This is a genomic window from Rhizobium sp. UFLA01-1127 (genome assembly GCF_059803845.1).
This window is the reverse complement of sequence record NZ_JAUQTZ010000121.1, coordinates 1-19,305: the sequence shown is the minus strand read 5'-3', so window position 1 is coordinate 19,305 and position 19,305 is coordinate 1. Positions and strand designations below refer to the sequence as shown.

General features: G+C 60.8%; 14 protein-coding genes. 6 read left to right on the top strand and 8 right to left on the bottom strand.

Annotated elements, in window-relative coordinates; genetic code table 11:
- Positions 1 to 147: 147 nt before the first annotated feature.
- A complete protein-coding gene (locus tag Q4Q11_RS24350) occupies positions 148 to 366 on the bottom strand; it encodes a DUF1674 domain-containing protein (RefSeq protein ID WP_498571090.1) in 219 nt (72 codons plus the stop codon).
- Between the two features lie 223 nt (positions 367 to 589).
- Here Q4Q11_RS24350 and htpX point away from each other — a divergent pair, with 223 nt between their 5' ends.
- The 4 genes from htpX (at position 590) to purH (ending at position 6,573) form a co-directional block, all read left to right on the top strand.
- A complete protein-coding gene (gene htpX / locus Q4Q11_RS24345; RefSeq protein WP_498571089.1) occupies positions 590 to 1,585 on the top strand; it encodes a zinc metalloprotease HtpX in 996 nt (331 codons plus the stop codon).
- Complete coding sequence (locus Q4Q11_RS24340) at positions 1,582 to 2,991, top strand: RsmB/NOP family class I SAM-dependent RNA methyltransferase (RefSeq protein WP_498571088.1); 1,410 nt, start codon at positions 1,582 to 1,584, stop codon at positions 2,989 to 2,991. Before htpX ends, Q4Q11_RS24340 begins: the two co-directional genes overlap by 4 nt.
- 148 nt (positions 2,992 to 3,139) lie before the next feature.
- Positions 3,140 to 4,786, top strand: a complete 1,647-nt coding sequence (locus tag Q4Q11_RS24335; protein WP_498571087.1) for a heparinase II/III family protein — start codon at positions 3,140 to 3,142, stop codon at positions 4,784 to 4,786.
- Between the two features lie 170 nt (positions 4,787 to 4,956).
- Positions 4,957 to 6,573 (top strand): bifunctional phosphoribosylaminoimidazolecarboxamide formyltransferase/IMP cyclohydrolase, encoded by a 1,617-nt coding sequence (purH, locus tag Q4Q11_RS24330; RefSeq protein ID WP_113213376.1) that lies wholly within the window; start codon positions 4,957 to 4,959, stop codon positions 6,571 to 6,573.
- Between the two features lie 66 nt (positions 6,574 to 6,639).
- Here the strand turns inward: purH and Q4Q11_RS24325 are convergent, their stop codons facing one another.
- A complete protein-coding gene (locus Q4Q11_RS24325; protein ID WP_113223139.1) occupies positions 6,640 to 8,028 on the bottom strand; it encodes an MFS transporter in 1,389 nt (462 codons plus the stop codon).
- A gap of 49 nt (positions 8,029 to 8,077) precedes the next feature.
- On the bottom strand, positions 8,078 to 12,868 hold the full coding sequence (locus Q4Q11_RS24320) for an NAD-glutamate dehydrogenase (RefSeq protein ID WP_498571086.1): 4,791 nt from the start codon (positions 12,866 to 12,868) through the stop codon (positions 8,078 to 8,080).
- Positions 12,869 to 13,160: 292 nt separating this feature from the next.
- Between Q4Q11_RS24320 and pdxY the strand changes: the two genes are divergently transcribed.
- Both pdxY and Q4Q11_RS24310 read left to right on the top strand, forming a co-directional pair.
- Positions 13,161 to 14,036, top strand: a complete 876-nt coding sequence (gene pdxY, locus Q4Q11_RS24315) for a pyridoxal kinase PdxY (protein ID WP_112505098.1) — start codon at positions 13,161 to 13,163, stop codon at positions 14,034 to 14,036.
- A 71-nt stretch (positions 14,037 to 14,107) separates the two neighbouring features.
- Positions 14,108 to 14,749, top strand: a complete 642-nt coding sequence (locus Q4Q11_RS24310) for a carbonic anhydrase (RefSeq protein WP_112505096.1) — start codon at positions 14,108 to 14,110, stop codon at positions 14,747 to 14,749.
- A gap of 134 nt (positions 14,750 to 14,883) precedes the next feature.
- Here Q4Q11_RS24310 and Q4Q11_RS24305 read toward each other — a convergent pair whose 3' ends face one another.
- From Q4Q11_RS24305 to Q4Q11_RS24285, 5 genes are all read right to left on the bottom strand, one after another.
- On the bottom strand, positions 14,884 to 15,705 hold the full coding sequence (locus Q4Q11_RS24305; RefSeq protein ID WP_113213379.1) for a lytic murein transglycosylase: 822 nt from the start codon (positions 15,703 to 15,705) through the stop codon (positions 14,884 to 14,886).
- 289 nt (positions 15,706 to 15,994) lie between these two features.
- Positions 15,995 to 17,029, bottom strand: coding sequence for an aspartate-semialdehyde dehydrogenase (locus tag Q4Q11_RS24300; RefSeq protein ID WP_113213380.1), 1,035 nt, complete (start codon positions 17,027 to 17,029; stop codon positions 15,995 to 15,997).
- A 372-nt stretch (positions 17,030 to 17,401) separates the two neighbouring features.
- The gene (locus tag Q4Q11_RS24295; protein ID WP_498571085.1) at positions 17,402 to 17,911 is read right to left on the bottom strand and encodes a Dps family protein; all 510 of its coding nucleotides are present in this window, start codon (positions 17,909 to 17,911) and stop codon (positions 17,402 to 17,404) included.
- A 298-nt stretch (positions 17,912 to 18,209) separates the two neighbouring features.
- Positions 18,210 to 18,959, bottom strand: coding sequence for an SDR family NAD(P)-dependent oxidoreductase (locus tag Q4Q11_RS24290; RefSeq protein ID WP_498571084.1), 750 nt, complete (start codon positions 18,957 to 18,959; stop codon positions 18,210 to 18,212).
- Positions 18,960 to 19,118: 159 nt separating this feature from the next.
- Positions 19,119 to 19,305, bottom strand: a 187-nt coding sequence (locus Q4Q11_RS24285) for a winged helix-turn-helix domain-containing protein (protein WP_498571083.1), incomplete at its 5' end; no start/stop codon positions are given.

Genomic DNA, 19,305 nt, shown 5'->3' with positions numbered 1-19,305 from the left:
TTCTGCAACACGGTGATGAGGCACAACGCCCAGACCCCTTGACCAACGCAATGCGATTAGACAACCAATGAAATTGCCTTCTCGCCCGCGAAGGGCGAGATAGGCTTCGCATCTGCCGCACCGTACGAAATAATCAGAAGCAGAAATTCAAAAATCGATCGCCCGGCCGTTGATTTCCCAGTCACCGAATCGTGCGGGGTCGGCGCCGCCGCGGCCGCCGATTTCCGGGGGCGGGTCGGCTTGAGCCTGCGCCTGGCGCCGCTCCTCGGCTTCGGCAAGGGCGCGCTTGGCAGCAGGCGAAAGCGGTTTGCGGGTCGCTTCACCGGCTTCGGTGTCGATATTATTGTCGTTATCTGCTGTCTGCATGGTCTCGTGCGACCTCCGAAATATTGAAATGGAGGGAGGAATAGCCAAATCATAGAACATGATGCCGAAAAGTGTGAACGGTTTTCGGGTAACATCATGCTCTGCTTTTTTGATTCCGGAGCGGATTCAGATTTCAGGTCGAAGAGACCTGAAATCATCTGCCTCCGGCGTGTCCGGCCGCAAAGAAAGAGGTTTGGACGACGGATGTGTTGGAGACCTCTCGATGAATCTCATGCGAACTGCCATGCTGCTTGCCTTCATGACCGCGCTCTTCATGGGCGTCGGCTATCTGATCGGCGGTCAATCGGGCATGCTGATCGCGTTTGTCGCCGCCGCCGGCATGAATTTCTTTTCCTATTGGAATTCCGACCGCATGGTGCTCTCCACTTATGGTGCGCAGGAGGTGGATGAGCGCAGCGCTCCGGAATTCTACCGCATTATCCGTGATCTCGCCCGCAATGCCGCCCTGCCGATGCCGAAGGTCTATCTCTATGACAGTCCGCAGCCGAATGCCTTTGCGACGGGCCGCAATCCGGAAAATGCCGCTGTTGCCGCCTCCACCGGCCTGCTGCACGCGCTGACGCCGGACGAAGTTGCCGGCGTGATGGCGCACGAGCTTGCCCATGTGCAGAACCGCGACACGCTCACCATGACGATCACGGCGACGCTTGCCGGGGCCATTTCCATGCTCGGCAACTTCGCATTCTTCTTCGGCGGCCGCCGCGACAGCAACAATCCGCTCGGCATGGCCGGCGTTCTCGTGGCGATGATCGTCGCCCCTCTGGCGGCGATGCTGGTGCAGATGGCGATCAGCCGCACGCGCGAATATTCGGCCGACCGCCGCGGCGCGGAGATCTGCGGCAATCCGCTCTGGCTTGCCTCGGCGCTCGGCAAGATCGCCCGCGGTGCGGCTCATATTCCCAACGAAGCTGCCGAAGGCCATCCCGCGACCGCTCATATGTTCATCATCAATCCGCTCTCCGGCGAGCGCATGGACAATCTGTTTTCCACCCATCCGAACACGGAAAACCGGATTGCCGCGCTACATGATATGGCCCGTTACGACGGCGGCGCCTCGCCGATTGCGCCGTCCTCAGACCCATCTTCGGACTTTGGCTCGACGGGACCGTCCTTCGCTGCTAATCCGGGGCGCAAATCGCGCTCCGTGCCGAATACGGGTCGCGGTGGTTCGCAACCGCCTAAGGGTCCCTGGTCTTGAGTTCTGACACGAAAAACAAAGCCTCCAATAAAGACGGAAAACGATCGGGCAAGCGGCCGCAGCCATCCAGTCAGCCTGATTCGTCTTCGCCCAAACCCGGCCTTGCGGCTCGCGCGGCGGCGGCAAAGATCCTCGGCGCCGTGCTGGACCGCAAGACATCGCTCGACGGCATGCTTGATGCCGAAGGCGGCAGCGCCGCCTATACGATGCTCAGCGACAGCGACCGTGCGCTGGTGCGCGCAATTTTGAACAGCGCGTTGCGCCACCTGCCCCGAATCGAAGCGGCGATCTCGTCGCTGCTCGATTCGCCGCTGCCGGAAGGCGCCCGTGCACTGCATCATGTGCTCGTCGTCGGCGCGACGCAGATCCTCTATCTCGACGTGCCTGACCATTCCGCGGTCGATCTTGCCGTCGAGCAGGCCAATCGCGATCCGCGCAACCGCCGCTTTGCCAAACTGGTCAATGCCATTCTGCGCCGCATCGGGCGAGAAAAGCAGGAAATTCTCGAGCGGGTCGCGAAGGTGCCGGCCATGCCGGCTTGGTTCCTTTCGCGTCTCCAAATGGCCTATGGCGCCCCCGCCGCGCTCAAAATTTCCGAAACGCAGCTCGAGCCGGCAGCTATCGACCTCACTGTGAAGTCCGATCCCGAAGGCTGGGCGAAACGGCTGAACGGCGTGGTGCTGCCGACCGGCGGCGTACGGCTTGCCTCCTTCGAAGGGACCATTCCTTCGCTTGAAGGTTTCGATGAGGGAGAGTGGTGGGTTCAGGATGCCGCCGCGAGTATCCCGGCAAAGCTTTTCGGCCCGCTGGCCGGCAAGCGGGTGGTAGATCTCTGCGCGGCACCCGGAGGCAAGACGGCACAGCTCATTCTTGCCGGCGCCAAGGTCACCGCTCTCGATCAATCCGCCAATCGCCTGAAGAGGCTGTCTGGCAATCTCGCGCGCCTCGGCCTGGAGGCCGAGACCGTGGTTGCCGACATGAGCAAATATCGGCCCGAGGAGCTTTTCGACGCCGCTCTCCTTGATGCACCCTGCTCCTCGACGGGAACCACGCGCCGCCACCCCGACGTGCTTTGGACCAAGGGGCCGGAGGATATCGCCAAGCTGGCCACCCTGCAGGAGCGCCTGCTTCGCCACGCTTTGACGCTGGTCAAGCCCGGCGGCATCGTGGTGTTTTCCAACTGCTCCCTCGACCCCGAAGAGGGCGAGGATCTGGTCGCGCGTTTGCTTGCCGACACGGAGAATGTCGAACGCGTCCCGATCGCAGCGGGCGACTGGCCGGGCCTCGAAACGGCGATTTCGCCGCTCGGCGCCTTCCGCACCACGCCGGACATGCTGCCGCTTTCCGATGATTTTGCCTCCGGCCTGGACGGATTCTACGGAGCGGTACTGCGGCGCAGGCAGTAAGCATGGTTTCCAACAGCTTTCGCGAACATGTTAAAAACTCAGTAATCTGTTCTTAATCGATATATTTGTAACCTCTTTTTAACCACGGGTAATGAGAGTAAGCAGAAGCAAATATGCAGGTCTGCGGCAGGGTTTGGTGAGTTCATACATGCGGGAAGCATGGCGGCGGATGTCGCGCCGCGCGGCGTTGACGCGATTGCGTCTCACCCGCCACACGCTGCGTGTGCCGGAACGCCTGATCGTGGCGCCGACCGATTTGCGCAGCATCGATCCTTTTTTCGTCGAAGAGCTTCTGAACGGCCGCATCCTGCTTGCCGGGCGTGTTCTGGAAATGCAGGGGACATCGCCCTTCTCGCTGGAGCTGCCATCGCTGGCATTTGCTGCCCGGCTGCACAATTTCCGCTGGCTGCGGCATTTGCGGGCGGAAAAGAGCGATCAGGCTTCGGCCATGGCGCGCGCGATCCTTACCGATTGGATTGCCGTTCACGGCCGCCGGCTGCACGGTCTTGCCTGGTCGCCCGATATAGTAGCGCAGCGGCTGATCGCGCTGCTTTCGCATTCCCCTGTGCTTCTGCACGGCACCGATAGCGGCTTCTACCGCCGCTTCATGCGCATGCTGGTCTTTCATGTGCGCTTCCTGCGTCGGATCGTCGTGTCGTCGCCCGATGGCATCACGCGGTTTCGCGTGCGCATCGCGCTTGCCATGGCCTCGGTCGCCATGCCGAGCAGTTCGCTTACGCTGAAACGGGTGGGACAGGCGCTCGATCGCGAAGTCGACCGGCAGATTCTGCAGGATGGCGGCCATATCTCCCGCAATCCGCGCGCGTCGCTGGAGCTGCTGCTCGATCTGTTGCCGCTGCGTCAGACCTACGTCAATCTCGGCCATGACGTGCCGGTGCGGCTGATACCCGGTATCGACCGCATGTATCCGGCGCTGCGTTTCTTCCGTCACCAGGATGGCGATCTGGCGCTGTTCAACGGTGCGACATCGACGCTTGCCAACGAGCTGATGTCGGTGCTGCGCTATGACGAGACGGCGGGGCAGGCCTTCAAGGCACTGCCGCATACCAGATATCACCGGTTGGCCGCCGGTTCTGCCGTCGTCATCGTCGATGTCGGGGCTGCCGCCTCGGCCGATTTGAGCCGTACCGCGCATGCCGGCTGTCTTTCCTTCGAAATGTCTTCGGGCAAAACGCGCTTCATAATCAATTCCGGTTCGCCCGAGTTTGCAGGCGATCGCTTCATACAGGCAGCGCGGGCGACGGCTGCGCATTCGACCGTCACGCTCAACGACACCTCCTCCTGCCAGTTTTCCAAGTCGAAATCGCTGGGGCCGATCATGGTCGGCGGTGTGAAGAAGGTCATTGTCGAGCGTTCGGAGACGGAAGACGGGCGCGATTATGTCCGCGCAGCGCACGACGGCTATCTCTCCGCATTCGGCTACGTTCACGAGCGCGAGCTGAGCCTCAATGCCAGCGGCACGATCGTCGCCGGCCGCGACCGCTTCTTCGTGCCTGAGGGCAAGAAGCATCAGCCGAAGGGCGAAGGCATCGCCTCGGCACGCTTCCACATTCATCCCTCCATCAGTCTCTTGCAGACCGAGACGGATGCCGTGCTGCTGATCGCGCCGGACGGGGAGACCTGGGTCTTTTCCTCGCCGGGCAACGAGGTGCTTGTTGCGGAAGATATTTTCTTTGCCGATCCGTCGGGCATGCGTTCTTCCGATCAGCTCGAGATCGTCTTCCGGATTGCCGAAAAGCCGGAAATCCGCTGGTTTTTATCCCATCGGCCATAGGCTAAGCGTGTCAGCTATGCTAACGGGGCGGCATTGTCGTCCCGCGCGTTTCCGCCGGACGCCTCGTCTCCTCATACCAGAGCGTTTCCGCTCTGCTTTTTGTTATCGCAGCTCCAGACGGAAAACCGCCATATATTTTTCCTGGAGTTGCTCTAGACCGGAGAAAGCCCATGGCCGTCGTTTCCAAGAAAATTCCCGCTCCCGACAAGGTGAAGGTGAAAACCGCGCTTCTGTCCGTTTTCGACAAGACCGGCATCGTGGAGCTGGCGCGTGCGCTCAGCGAACAGGGGGTACGCCTGCTGTCGACCGGCGGCACGCACAAGGCAATCGCCGCAGCGGGTCTTGACGTGACCGATGTGTCGGAAGTGACGAATTTTCCTGAAATCATGGATGGCCGCGTCAAGACGCTGCATCCGAAGGTGCATGGCGGTCTGCTCGCTATCCGCGACGATGCCGGGCATCAGGCTGAAATGAAGGAGCACGGCATCGAAGGCATCGATCTTGCCGTCATCAACCTCTATCCCTTCGAAGACGTTCGCAAGGCCGGCGGTGACTATCCGACGACGGTGGAGAATATCGACATAGGCGGCCCGGCAATGATCCGCGCTTCGGCCAAGAATCATGCCTATGTGACGACGCTCACCGATCCCGCCGATTATGCCGAGCTGCTGACGCAGCTTTCCGCCGATGCCGGCCAGACGACCTATGATTTCCGCAAGCGCATGGCGGCCAAAGCCTTTGCCCGCACGGCTGCCTATGATGCGATGATCTCCAACTGGTTCGCCGAAGCGCTCGATATCGCCACGCCGCGCCACCGCGTTATTGGCGGCGTTCTGCGTGAGGAAATGCGCTATGGCGAAAACCCGCACCAGAAGGCGGCCTTCTACCTGACCGGCGAAAACCGCCCCGGCGTTTCCACGGCAACACTCATCCAGGGCAAGCAGCTATCCTACAACAACATCAACGACACCGACGCCGCCTATGAGCTCGTCGCCGAGTTCCTGCCGGAAAACGGCCCGGCCTGCGCGATCATCAAGCATGCCAATCCCTGCGGCGTCGCCACCGGCCCGAGCCTCGTGGAAGCCTACAAGCGGGCTCTTGCCTGCGATTCGACCTCGGCCTTTGGCGGCATCATCGCCCTGAACAGCCTGCTCGATGCCGAAACCGCAGAGGAGATCGTCAAGCTCTTCACCGAGGTCATCATCGCTCCCGAAGTCAGCGAGGAAGCCAAGGCGATCATCGCCCGCAAGCCGAACCTTCGCCTGCTCTCGGTCGGCGCCCTGCCCGATCCGCGCGCTGCCGGCCTGACCGCAAAGACCGTCTCCGGCGGCCTGCTGGTCCAGAGCCGAGACAATGCTTTGGTGGAGGACATGGAACTGAAGGTCGTCACCAAGCGCGCGCCGACGGCTCAGGAACTGCAAGACATGAAGTTCGCCTTCCGTGTCGCCAAGCATGTGAAGTCGAATGCTGTCGTTTACGCCAAGGACGGCCAGACGGCCGGTATTGGCGCGGGACAGATGAGCCGTGTCGATTCCGCCCGTATCGCCGCCATTAAGGCCGAGGAAGCCGCCAAGGCCATGGGGCTGGCCGAGCCGCTGACGCGCGGCTCCGCTGTCGCTTCCGAAGCTTTCCTGCCCTTTGCCGATGGCCTGCTTTCGGCGATCGCAGCGGGTGCTACAGCCGTCATCCAGCCCGGCGGCTCGATGCGCGACCAGGAAGTGATCGACGCGGCCAACGAGCACAATGTCGCGATGGTCTTCACCGGCATTCGCCATTTCCGCCATTGAGCGGCGGATATACCTAACTGAAAGACTTTATATCCCGGCTGGTTCGCCCGCCGGGATTTTCTTTGCCTACTCCGCCTTGTCCGCCGGATAGGGTGTCGGCAGCAGAAGCAGCAACCCACCGGCAAGGAAGATGACGAGCGTCGTCATGCCGAGGCGGGCCGAGCCGCTCCAATAGGTCACCAGCGAGAAGAACAGCGTTGCCATGAAGCTGGTGGCGCGGCCGGAAAGCGCGTAGATGCCGAAATAGCGCCCGGCCTCCGAGAGGCTGACGCTGCGGGCGAGATAGGAGCGCGAGGAGGCCTGCACGGGGCCGAAGGCGATGCCGATCAATAGGCCATAGCCGATATAGGCTTTTTCTGCCGCGGTGCCGAAAAGGCTGCCGGAACTGACAGTCGATAGCGGTACGAGGCCGAAGAGCGTGAAGCCCGGCCCGGTCGAGAGGATGCCGAAGGTGGCGGTCAGCAGCAAAGTCAGGCTGATCATGACCGTCGTCTTCGAGCCCAGCCAGCGATCGACATAGCCGGCGGCGAAGCAGCCGAAGATTGCGATGACGTTCAGGATAATGCCGTAGATGCCGATCTCGATCGTTGCCCAGCCGAACATGCCGGCTGCAAAGGTGCCGCCGAGAATCAGCAAGCCGTTGACGCCATCCTGGTAGACCATGCGAGCGATAAGAAAGCGGCTGATGCCGCGCCGGCGCTTCAGTTCGCTGAGGGTCATCGAGAGTTCGCGCAGACCCGAGCGGACGGCGCCGCGAAGGGGCAGACCGCGGGCGGCATCCGGCGTGAAGAGGAACATCGGCAGGATGAAGATCAGATACCAGACGGCCGAAATCGGCCCGGTGATGCGGGCATCCTCACCGAGCCTGGCATCGAGGCCGAAAAGCGGCGTCAGGCCAAGGATGGTCTTGCCGGTCTGAGGATTGCCGGCGAGCAGTGCCACGACGGTGATGAGAACGATCATACCGCCGAGATAGCCGAGCCCCCAGGCGGCGTTCGACAGCCTGCCGACATCGTCCTTGCCGACCAGCCGCGGCATCATGGAATCGTTGAAGACGATCGAGAATTCGGCCGAGATCGAAGCCAGGATCATGAAGATGACCGGATAGATGACCGGCGATCCGGGTGCTGCTCCCCAGAGACAGACGAGGCTTGCGATCTTGATGACGGCGAAGAAGGCGATCCAAGGTTTGCGGGCGCCGGATTGATCGGCGATCGAGCCGAGGACCGGGGAGAGGATGGCGATGATCACCGAGGAGATCGTCGCCATGTTGCTCCATGTCGTCTGGGCGGAGACGGGATCGGCCGTCAGCCGCGCAACGAAATAGGGGCCGAAGATGAAGGTGGTGACGACGGTAAAGAACGGCTGAGCCGCCCAGTCGAAGAACATCCAGCCCCAAATGCCTCGTGCCGGCACTTTTGCCGGCACGTCGTTGTCAATCTCGGTCGTCACCAAATCCAGCCCCTTGCTCCCTCACCCGGTTACCGGGTCGGGGCGGACTGTGTCACCTTGCCCGGCCGTTCGCAAGGTCGCTGAGCAGGCCGGCGGCAACAGTGATGCGGGCGAGATTCGGATCGCCGCTTTCGCTGAGGCCGCCGAGTTCTTCGGCGATGCGGTTGATGCGGATGCGGTCCTCCGCATGCCATGCCTGAACCGGCTGCTTGTCTTTAGGATGGTTGGACAATGCGGAGATGACGATATCGCGGCGGGCGCCGGCGATCTGGTCGAGGCTGCGCGCTAGTGCCAGGCTCTCATAGTGATCGCCGGTGACGATCCGGCTGCCGGCAAGCAGCAGGCGGCCGACGCGGAAGGTTTGCGAGACGGTGAAGTAGCTTTCGGCCGCCCGGTTCAGCGTGTCGCCGGTGCGCTCGGCGATCTGCATGATTTCGGGTACGAGGACGAGCGCGTAGATCGTGGCGATCTCCGAAGCGAGCCTTTCCGGCAGGCCGGCGGCCAGATAGTCGGCCTCGCGCGTGGCGATCTCGGCCGCGAAATCCGCCGGGATATGGGTCAGGAAGACCGGCCGCAGTTTCTTCAGTGCCGCCCGAAGCCGGCTAACCGTTTCTTCGATGTTGCCCTTGGCTGCGCCGGTTTTCAGGAGCAGGCGGGTCAACACCGTATAGACTTCGGTGATCTCGCCATACACGCGGTTCTGCATCTGGCCGCCAACCTTGCCGTCCAACGCGTCCGTCTCGTTCCAGAGCCGGTCGAGATCGAAGCCGTCGCGGGCGATGACGGCGGCCTTGACGACTTCGGCAGCCGATGCCGCCGTTGCGTCCATCATGCTGACCGCAAAGCCCGGGCCGCCGCGGTTGATCGCTTCGTTGGCGAGTGCCGTGCCGATGATCTCGCGGCGCAGACGATGGCTTTCGATATCGGTGGCGTTCGAGCGCTGCATCCTGGCCGGGAAATAGTGGCTGAGGGTGGCGGCGAAGTAGGGATCGTCGGGCAGGTCGCTGGCGACAATCGCATCGAAGAGGACGATCTTGGCATAGGAAAGCAGCACGCCAATTTCGGCGCGCGTCAGCGGGCGGCCGTTGGCGTAACGCTCGGCGAAGGTCTGGTCGTCGGGCAGGGTCTCGACCTTGCGGTTGAGCTGCTTTGCCCCTTCCAGGACGCTCATGAAGCGGCTGAGTTCCAGGCCGTTGCCGGTGCCCTTGCGCTCCGTCAGCGAGATCGCCAGGGATTGCAGGTAGTTGTTGCGCAGGACGAGCGATGCCACCTCGTCGGTCATGGAGGCGAGCAGGGTGTCGCGCTTGGCGCGCGTCAGCCGGCCGTCGAACATGGCGTTGGCAAGCGCAATCTTGATATTGACCTCGACGTCGGAGGTGTTGACGCCGGCGGAATTGTCGATGGCGTCGGAGTTGCAGCGCCCGCCCTTGAGGCCATAGGCGATGCGGCCCTTCTGCGTGACACCCAGATTGGCGCCTTCGCCGATCACCTTGGCGCGGACTTCTTCGGCCGTGATGCGGATCGGATCGTTGGCGCGGTCACCGACTTCCGAATCCGTTTCGGATGGAGCTTTGACATAGGTGCCGATGCCGCCGAACCATAGCAGATCGACGGGAGCCTTGAGGATAGCCGTCATGATCTCGAAAGGCGTTGCGACCGGTTTGTCGATGCCGATGGTGGCAACCGCTTCCGGCGTCAGCGTGACCGATTTTGCCGAGCGCGAGATGATCATCGCACCTTTCGACAGGGCGGCCTTGTCGAAATCCTGCCAACTCGAGCGCGGCAGGTTGAAGAGGCGATGGCGTTCGGCCAGCGTCTTTTCCATATCGGGATCGGGATCGATGAAGATATCGCGATGGTCGAAGGCGGCGAGCAGGCGGATTTTCGGCGAGAGCAGCATGCCGTTGCCGAAGACGTCGCCGGACATGTCGCCGACGCCGACGACATTGAAGGGTGTCGTCTGGATATCGATATCCATTTCGCGGAAGTGGCGCTTGACGGTTTCCCACGCGCCGCGGGCGGTGATGCCCATCTTTTTGTGGTCGTAGCCGGCCGAGCCGCCCGAAGCGAAGGCGTCGTCCAGCCAGAAGCCGGCTTCCTGCGCCAGGGCATTGGCAGTATCGGAGAAGGTGGCGGTGCCCTTGTCGGCGGCAACGACGAAATAGGGGTCGTCACCATCAAGCCGCACGGTGTCGGCCGGCGGAATGATATCGGCGCCGGAGATGTTGTCGGTGATCGACAGCAGCGTGCGGATATAGGTCTTGTAGGCTTCGCGGCCGGCATTGAAGGTCTCGTCGCGGCTGCCGCCGACCGGAAGCTTCTTCGGATAGAAGCCGCCCTTGGCGCCGACGGGGACGATAACGGCGTTCTTGACCTGCTGCGCCTTTACGAGGCCTAGCACTTCCGTGCGATAATCCTCGGCGCGGTCCGACCAGCGCAGACCGCCGCGCGCCACCTTGCCGAAGCGCAGGTGCACGCCTTCCACCTCGACGCCATAGACGAAGATTTCGCGGAACGGGCGTGGTTCGGGCAGGCCATCCAGCAACTTCGGATCGAGCTTGAAGGCGAGCATGGACTTCGGGCTGCCGTCTGCGTTCCTCTGGAAATAATTGGTGCGCAGCGTTGCGTCGATGGCGTTGACGTAGCGGCGCAGGATGCGGTCGTCGTCCAGGCTCGGAACGTCGGCCAGTGCGGTCTCGATGATAGCATGGAGATCGGCAAGCTTTTTCGTGCGGCTCTTGTCGTTGAGCTTCGGATCGAGCGTGTCGTGGAACAGGCGGAAGAGCGATGCGGCGATGCGTGGATATTTGTCCAGTGTCGCGGCGATGTAATCCTGCGAATAGGCAATACCGGCCTGACGCAGATAACGGGCATAGGCGCGCAGCACGTTGGTTTCGCGGGCAGAGAGGTCGGCAGAGACGATCAGCCGGTTGAAAGCGTCGTTGTCGATCGTGCCGCCGAAGGCGGCAAGGAAAGCTTCTTCGAGAGCCGCGCCATGGCGGGCGAGATCGATCGTCAGGCTGTTGCGAGCCTCGAGTTCCATGTCGTGAAGCACCACATGGCCGGTCGAGCCGTCCTTGGCGGTGACGTAGATGTCGAAGGTACGCTCGCTGATGACGTTGAAGCCGAGATTTTCGAGCAGCGGCACGCGACGCGACAGCGCGAGGTTTCCTTGGCCATGAAAGATCTTCAGCGAGAGAATGTCGCCCGCTTCGTCCTTGCGGATGTAGAAGCCGATGCGAATCGGCTCGGCACCGGCCGTGGCTGTGATGTCAGGCAGATCGGCAAAGGCATCTTCAGGCGAGAAGGCTTCCTGGAAAGCCTGGCTGACGGAGATGCTCGGTGCCTTCGGACCGGCCAGCATGATGAAGCGCTCGTCCCAGCGGGCGGTTATGGCGCGGATCGCTTCTTCGAGCTTGGCCTGAGGAACATGCGGCGTCTCGCCGGCGCTGCGGCCGATGATGAAATGGACGCGCGCTACGCCGCCCTCCGGGAAAGCCGGATAGTAAGCGGAGACGCGGCCGTCATAGACTGACTTCAGATAGTTGCCGATCTTCTCGCGGACGATGGAATCGTATTCCTCGCGCGGGACATAGACGATTACCGAAACGAAGCGGTCGAAATGGTCGATGCGCGGCAGTGCGCGCACGCGCGGCCGGTCGGTAAGATCGTTGATCTGTTCGGCGAAGCTTGCCAGCAGTGAGGTGTCGATCTGGAAGAGGTCGTCGCGTGGATAGGATTCCAGCGTGTTCTCGAGCGTGCGGCCCGAGTGGCTTGTCGGGTCGAATCCGAAATGATCCTTGACCTTCTGCACCTTCGAGCGCAGCAGCGGTACTTCGGCGGCAGTACTGGTATAGGCTGTGGAGGTAAAGAGGCCGACGATGCGCAGTTCGCCCGTTACGTTGCCATCGGCGTCGAAACGCTTGACGCCGACATAATCCATATAGGCACGGCGATGGACCACCGACTTCACGTTGGCCTTGGTGACGATCAGGAAATCCGGTCCGTCGAGGAAGGCGAGGATTTCCGGAGTCGTGGTGACGGCATCCTTGCCTTGCCTGAGAACGCGGACATCGGGGTTGGAAAGAATGCCGAGACCGGTGCCGCGATCGCGTTCGACCTTGGCGTTGGCGCCCTTGCCGGAATAGACATATTCGCGCATGCCGAGGAAAGTGAAGTTGCCATCTCTTAGCCAGGCAAGGAAGGCAAGCGCCTCATCGCGGTCATTCCTGCGTCGGCCGGCAGCCTCATAGGTAGAAAGTTCCGATATCACGGTGTCGAGACGTAACAGCATCGGCTTCCAGTCGGAAACGGCAAGATGCGTCTGGTCGAGCACGGTCTGTACCCGCTTGGTCAGGTCCGTTGCCTGCGCCGCCGTCAAAGGCGAGAGATGAAGCTGGATATGGCTGACGCGGTGGGCCGGGTCGCTCGGATGATCGGCGGAATAGAGGCTCGGCTTCTTGCCATCCTCGATGACCAGGATCGGATGCACCGCCATATAGAGATCGCGGAAGCTGCTGGTCACTTCGCCCATGATCGATTCATAGAGAAAAGGCATGTTATGGTCGGTGATCGAGAGGATCGACACCGCAACGCCATCGGGCTCGATATTGGCGATCTGCTCGATGCTGACGCGGGGAGACGTGCCGCTCCAGGCTGCCAGTTCCTTGGCCGCGTGCGTCGCGGCCAACGCCAGCATTTCCGGAGTATAACGCTCCATGTCGTCGTTGCTGGCCCGGCCGAACAGGATTTCCGGATCGAGGTGCGCCTCGTTCGCCGCCCCGGCAATTTTCCGTGCCGCGTCGATCTGTTTTTCCCGTTTCGGATTGGTCTTGGACGCCATGGAATTCCTCCCGATTTTCGAATTTTGGCCACAGTAGCAGAAGGTTTAGCGAAAAAACTGGCAAAATGAATGCGAAATTGGTTGCTTTCGGACCGATTTTAGCCGGTTTCTTTAAAAATCTTGCCGAAATGCGCGATCTCGATGCAAAGCAGATGTCGCTGGCGTGAAATTGGCGGAATGAGTTCGTCAACAGAGGTTTTCATGACTCTGTGAAGTGCCGTTGACAGAGTGCCGCCAAAGGGATCATCAACGGCACATTGCAGTTGAAGCCCTGAATTCGAAAGCAACCACCATGTCGCAAGTGTCGGCCGGCGCCGTTATCGTCATCTCCAGCCACGTCGTCAGAGGGTCCGTCGGCAATCGCGCCGCCGTCTTCGCGCTGGAAACGCTCGGCCATCCGGTCTGGGCGCTGCCCACTATCGTTCTGCCCTGGCACCCAGGCCATGGCCGATCGACGCGGCTGACCTTCAACGAAGTGGATTTCGATCACGCGATCGATGATCTCATCGCCGCGCCTTGGCTTTCCGAGGTCAGGGCGGTTCTGTCGGGATATTTCGGGAATGCCGCGCAGGCGCATTCCGTCGCCCGGCTCGTGACCGCCTTGCGCGAAAAGAACCCTGACCTCCTTTATGCCTGCGATCCCGTCATCGGCGATGCCGGTGGACTTTATGTGCCCGAAGCGACGGCCGAGGCGATCCGCGACCATCTGATCCCGCTGGCCTCGCTGGCGACGCCGAACCGCTACGAGCTTGCCTGGCTTGCCGGTGCGCCGCTCGAGGACAACAATGCCATCATGGAAGCGGCCCTTGCGCTTGGGCCATCGCGCATGCTGGTGACGTCGGCAGTGCCGATGATGGCCGGTGGCATCGGAAATCTTTATCTCAGCGGCCGAAACGCTCTATTGGCCGAACATCGCAGTATCGAGGGAGCGCCGAACGGGCTTGGCGATCTCTTGTCTGCGGTCTTCCTCTCCCGTCTGCTATCTGGCATGGATGAGGAGCGCGCGCTGCAGCTGACGACGGCCAGTGTCTTTGAAGTACTGGCGCGCGCCGTCAAGCGCGGCAGCAACGAGCTGACGCTTGCCGTCGATTCCGCGAGCCTGTCGACGCCGATGGCAATGGTGCAGCTACGGCATCTCATCCACCCGGCACAGCGGCGGAAAAAATAGCAGTTCGCCGGGTTAACGCTTTTTGCAGCGCACCAGTTGCCATCGGCCGCACTGCGCTGTAATCCAATATCATGCAAAGCTTTCCCGACACCCTTCTGAACGGTTATCGAAACTTCATGAGCGGGCGTTACGTCGATGAGCGCGAACGCTATCGCACCCTGGCGGAGATCGGCCAGAACCCGTCGACGCTCGTGATTGCCTGCTGTGATTCCCGCTCGGCACCGGAGATCATTTTCGACGCCGGACCGGGCGAGCTCTTCGTCATCCGCAATGTCGCAAACATGGTGCCGCCCTATGAGCCGGATGGTAATTTCCATTCGACCTCGTCAGCGCTTGAATTCGCGGTTCTGTCGCTCAAGGTTTCCGATATCGTCGTCATGGGGCACGGCCGCTGTGGCGGTATTCGCGCCGCGCTCGATCCCGATGCCGGGCCGCTGTCGCCGGGCGATTTCATCGGAAGATGGATGGCGCTGCTGAAGCCGGCGGCCGAACAGATCCAGAGCAACGACATCATGACGCAGACCGAGCGCCAGACAGCGCTGGAGCGCATTTCGATCCGCAACTCACTGAACAATCTGCGCAGTTTTCCGGAGATCAAGGCGCGCGAAGAAGAAGGCAAGCTGCATCTGCATGGCGCATGGTTCGACATTTCGACCGGCGAACTCTGGATCATGGACCCCGATACCCGCGATTTCATCCGTCCGGATGTCTAGAGTTTCCAGGAAAAGTGCGCAGCCGATTTCCGTCCGGAATGCATTGGGAAGTGCTCCATGAGCGGAAGACAGACCGAATGAAAAAGCGCCGCGGGCCGGCTGGCCGCAGCGCTTTTTTACTTTATGGATCTGACTTATCTGCCGTCGATCTGCTGGCCGATATAGGCGATCGCCTGCTGGTAGACCCGTGCGTCGTTCCAGCCGGCGATGGCAGCGAAGTTCGGCTCGCCGGGCTGGTAGCCGGCGCCGGGCTGCCAGCCATGGCCGCGCAGGAAGTTGGCGGTCGAGGCCAGCGCATCCGCGCGCGATCCAACGAGATCGACTCTGCCGTCGCCATCTTCGTCGATGCCGAAAGCGACGACGTTCTTCGGCATGAACTGGGTCTGGCCGATTTCGCCGTGAGCCGCGCCGCGTGCGGACGGGCTGAGATAGCCCTCGCCGACGAGCTTCAGAGCGGCATAAAGCTGCTCGGTGAAGAATGCGGAACGGCGGCAGTCATAGGCGAGGGTCGAGACGGCGGAAAGGGTGTGCTGGTCGCCCATGTAGCTGCCGAAGCCGGTTTCCATGCCCCAGATGGCGATGATCGGGCCTGGCGGAACGCCGAACCGCTTTTCGATCTTGGCAAACAGCGCGGCGTTGGCCTGCTTCATGCTCCTGCCGCGGCTGATGATCGTCTGGCCGCCGCGCTTCTTCATGAATTCCTCGAAGGAAAGCTTGAAGCTCTTTTGGCCACGGTCGGCGCGGATCGTGGGCTGGTTGTAATGAACATTGGCGAAGGCCCTGTCGAGGGTGGAGGGGCTGACGCCCTGTCCCTGCGCTTCCCGCTTGAATTCCTGCACCCAGTTCTCGAAGCCGGCGGAAGTATTGCCGCAGGATGCGGCATTTGCTGCAATCGGCATACCCAGCAGCAACCCGCCCGCCACGAGAGCTGCCATTCCAGACTTTGTGAAGCGCATTCAGTGTCCCCGAATTCTTACCGCGCAGCAAACGCGGTAACCGTTTTTCAATGGCGCGCAAACCCTTTCAAACCAGGGGATCACGCGTAGTTGGTCGCCACCGGACCATGCCAGCATCCGGCGATTATGTCATTATCAATAATTTAGCGTCCGATGTTTTTCGTTTCATGTGAAACATCGCCGCCAATGCGTTTACAAAAGCCCCGCCTTTCATTCGAAATGGCGAGGCTTCCATTTAATCCTGCTTAGCTAGCGAAGATTTATAAACCGTAAATTGGTTTACGAATCCTTATGCAGCCTGCTTGCGCGGCTTGATCAGGCCGCGATTGACGAGCAATTCGGCGATCTGGATGGCGTTGAGCGCGGCACCCTTGCGCAGGTTGTCGGATACAACCCATAGGTTGAGACCGTTTTCGACGGTCGCATCTTCGCGGATACGCGAAATATAGGTCGCGTCCTCACCGGCGGATTCGTATGGCGTGATGTAGCCGCCGTTTTCGCGCTTGTCGATGACGAGGCAGCCCGGAGCTTCGCGCAGGATGTCGCGGGCCTGATCGGCAGTGATCTCGTTTTCGAACTCGATGTTGACCGATTCGGAATGGCCGATGAAGACGGGCACGCGGACAGCCGTGCAGGTGACCTTGATCTTCGGGTCGAGCATCTTCTTGGTTTCGGCCAGGACCTTCCATTCTTCCTTGGTGTAGCCGTCTTCCATGAAGCTATCGATGTGCGGAATGACGTTGAAGGCGATGCGCTTGGTGAACTTCTTCGTTTCGATCGGATCGGCGACGAAGACGGCGCGGGTCTGGTTGAACAGTTCGTCCATGCCCTCCTTGCCGGCGCCGGAAACGGACTGGTAGGTCGAGACGACGACGCGCTTGATCTTGGCGAAGTCATGCAGCGGCTTCAGCGCCACGACGAGCTGTGCGGTCGAGCAATTCGGGTTGGCAATGATGTTGCGCTTGGTGAACTGCGCGACGGCATCGGGGTTCACTTCCGGAACGATCAGCGGCACGTCGGCGTCGTAACGCCATGCGGAAGAGTTGTCGATGACGACGCAGCCCTGGGCGCCGATCTTCGGCGAGAACTTCTTCGAAACGTCGCCGCCGGCCGACATCAGGCAGATGTCAGTATCGGAGAAATCGTAATTCTCCAGGTTGGAAACCTTCAGCGTCCGGTCGCCGAAGGACACTTCGGTTCCCTGCGAGCGGGCGGATGCAAGCGCCACGACCTCATCGGCCGGGAAGCCGCGTTCGGCCAGGATATTGAGCATTTCACGGCCGACATTCCCGGTCGCGCCCGCTACTGCAACTTTGAAACCCATTTCTCAAGCTCTCTTTCTCTTCTCTCCTCTTTGGCGAGGGGGGAACCGCGGCCGTGACGACCGGTTCCTGTCCCCGGCCGGGCCGGGGAGAGAGCGGCAGGCCAGAGACGTCAGACGGTTTTCGTCGTCGTTTTGGCCTTGGTTTTGGAAGAAACCGGAAAATAGACATCCCACCCGGCACAGTCTGCCAAGTGACTGAAGCTATCGAATTGTTCGAAGCGAACCATGGAAGTCTTCCTTTTCCGCCGCCGGTTCTAAGGTGTTTTCCACAGGAGTCAAGGATTTCCTCGCCCGCATCGCGGCCGGGACGAGGAAATCGAGCGCGCCGAAACCGGCTTTCAACCTATTGCTCGAATGCATGTCGCTTCGGTGTCAGCGGTTGAACTTGCGGGTGGTTTCGAACAGGAACCAGGTGCGGCGTTCGGTTTCGTCCAGCCAGTTTTCGAGAAGACTGGCGGTGGCGACGTCGCCATACTCGTCACAAACATCGTGAACGGCGCGCATTTCGGCTGACAGTTTGAGATTATCGTCAGCCAGCTCGGCGAGCATGTCCTGCGGATCGACATATTCGGCGTCATTGTCCGGGATGCGCTGCAACTTGGCGATCTGGCCGATCGACCGCAGCGTGTTTCCGCCGATCTTCCGGGCGCGCTCGGCCATGGGATCGGTCATCGCGAAGATCTGTTCGCCGTGTTCGTCGAGAAGCAGGTGATAATCGCGGAAATGCGGTCCGCTCATGTGCCAATGGAAATTCTTGGTTTTCAGATAGAGGGCAAAAACATCCGCCAGCAGCGCGGTCAGAGCTGCGGAAATATCGCGTGTTGCGTCTTCGCTGAGATTGGTGCGAGTACCCAATTTCGACTTGGTATTGGCGTTATTCATAAAGACGTCCTCCGTTTGTTGTTCACGACAGCGATCGCCGGCGGACATTAGGAGCGCTCGATGACATTCGCTGCTGCTTTGGATCGCATTGAAGACAGGATCTGTTTTGAAATTTCGCGGTCGACACGTCGTTTCGCGGCATGATCGGCTGCGATGCCATGCGGAAAACCCGAACATCCAGTCTAAATAGGAAAATGGAGAAATTTGGCAATTGTTCGCCCAAGTGTCGGTACGGTGTGCAACCATATAGCGCCGGTATGCCGCCCTTCCTGTCGAAGGGCGGCATCGGGGCGAGCGGCTATTTCAGGCCACCGCCGACATAGATGGTTTCGCCGGTCACCCAGGCGGCGTCCTGCGAAGCCAGGAAGACGGCAACCGGCGCGATATCCGTCGGCTGGCCGAGGCGGCCGAGAGGCGTCTGCGAGACGAGATGTTTTTCAAAATCGCTGCCGATGACGCCCGCGGCAACGACGCCCTCGGTCTCGACGCCGCCCGGCGCCAGGTTGTTGACGCGGATATTGCGCGGCCCGAGCTCCTTGGCGAGGATCTGGGTGATGGAATTCACGGCAGCCTTCGTTGCCGTATAGACCGAGGCGGTTGGCAGGTTCATGCTGACGGCGTTGGAACCGATGTTGATGATATTGCCGCCTTCCGGGCCGAAATATTTGACGGCTTCCCGCGTGGTCAGCAACGTGCCCAGCACATTGATATTGAATTCACGATGAAATTCTTCCTCGGTGAACTCCTCGATCGGCGCGAACTGGTAGACGCCGGCGTTATTGACGAGGATATCGACGCGGCCGAAGGCCTGTTTCGTTTCCTCAAAGAGACGTTTGACGTCTTCGGATCTGGAAACGTCGCCGTGGACGGCGAGCGCCTTGCCGCCTTTGGCGGTGATTTCCGCGACCACTCTGTCGGCGCCTTCGCGGCTCGAGGAGTAGTTGACGATAACGGCTGCACCCGCCTCGCCCATTGCCTTGGCAATGCCTGCACCGATGCCCTTGGATGCTCCGGTCACGATCGCGACCTTGCCTGTCAGTTTGCTCATGTCAGTTTCCTTCGGAAATTACTAGACAGTTGTACAATCATCAAATCATCTGACGCATGCGACCCGAAAACCGATCCGCATCATCATTTTGATATTTAGATAATCATCTAATTGATACAAGAGCCGCGGCAGGAAATGCCGATGGCATGATTGGAAGCGTCAGATCTTGGAAAGTTCCGCCATATAGGCGTTCAGCGTGTCGCGTCGCAGCACGAGGCTCGCGAATTTGCCTTCGCGCTGGATCTCGATGAGCCCGGCATTTTCGAGCTCCTTGATGTGGTGCGACATCGTTGCTGCGCTGACGGCGTGGCATTCGTTCAGGATGCTGCAGGGCATGGGTTCGGCC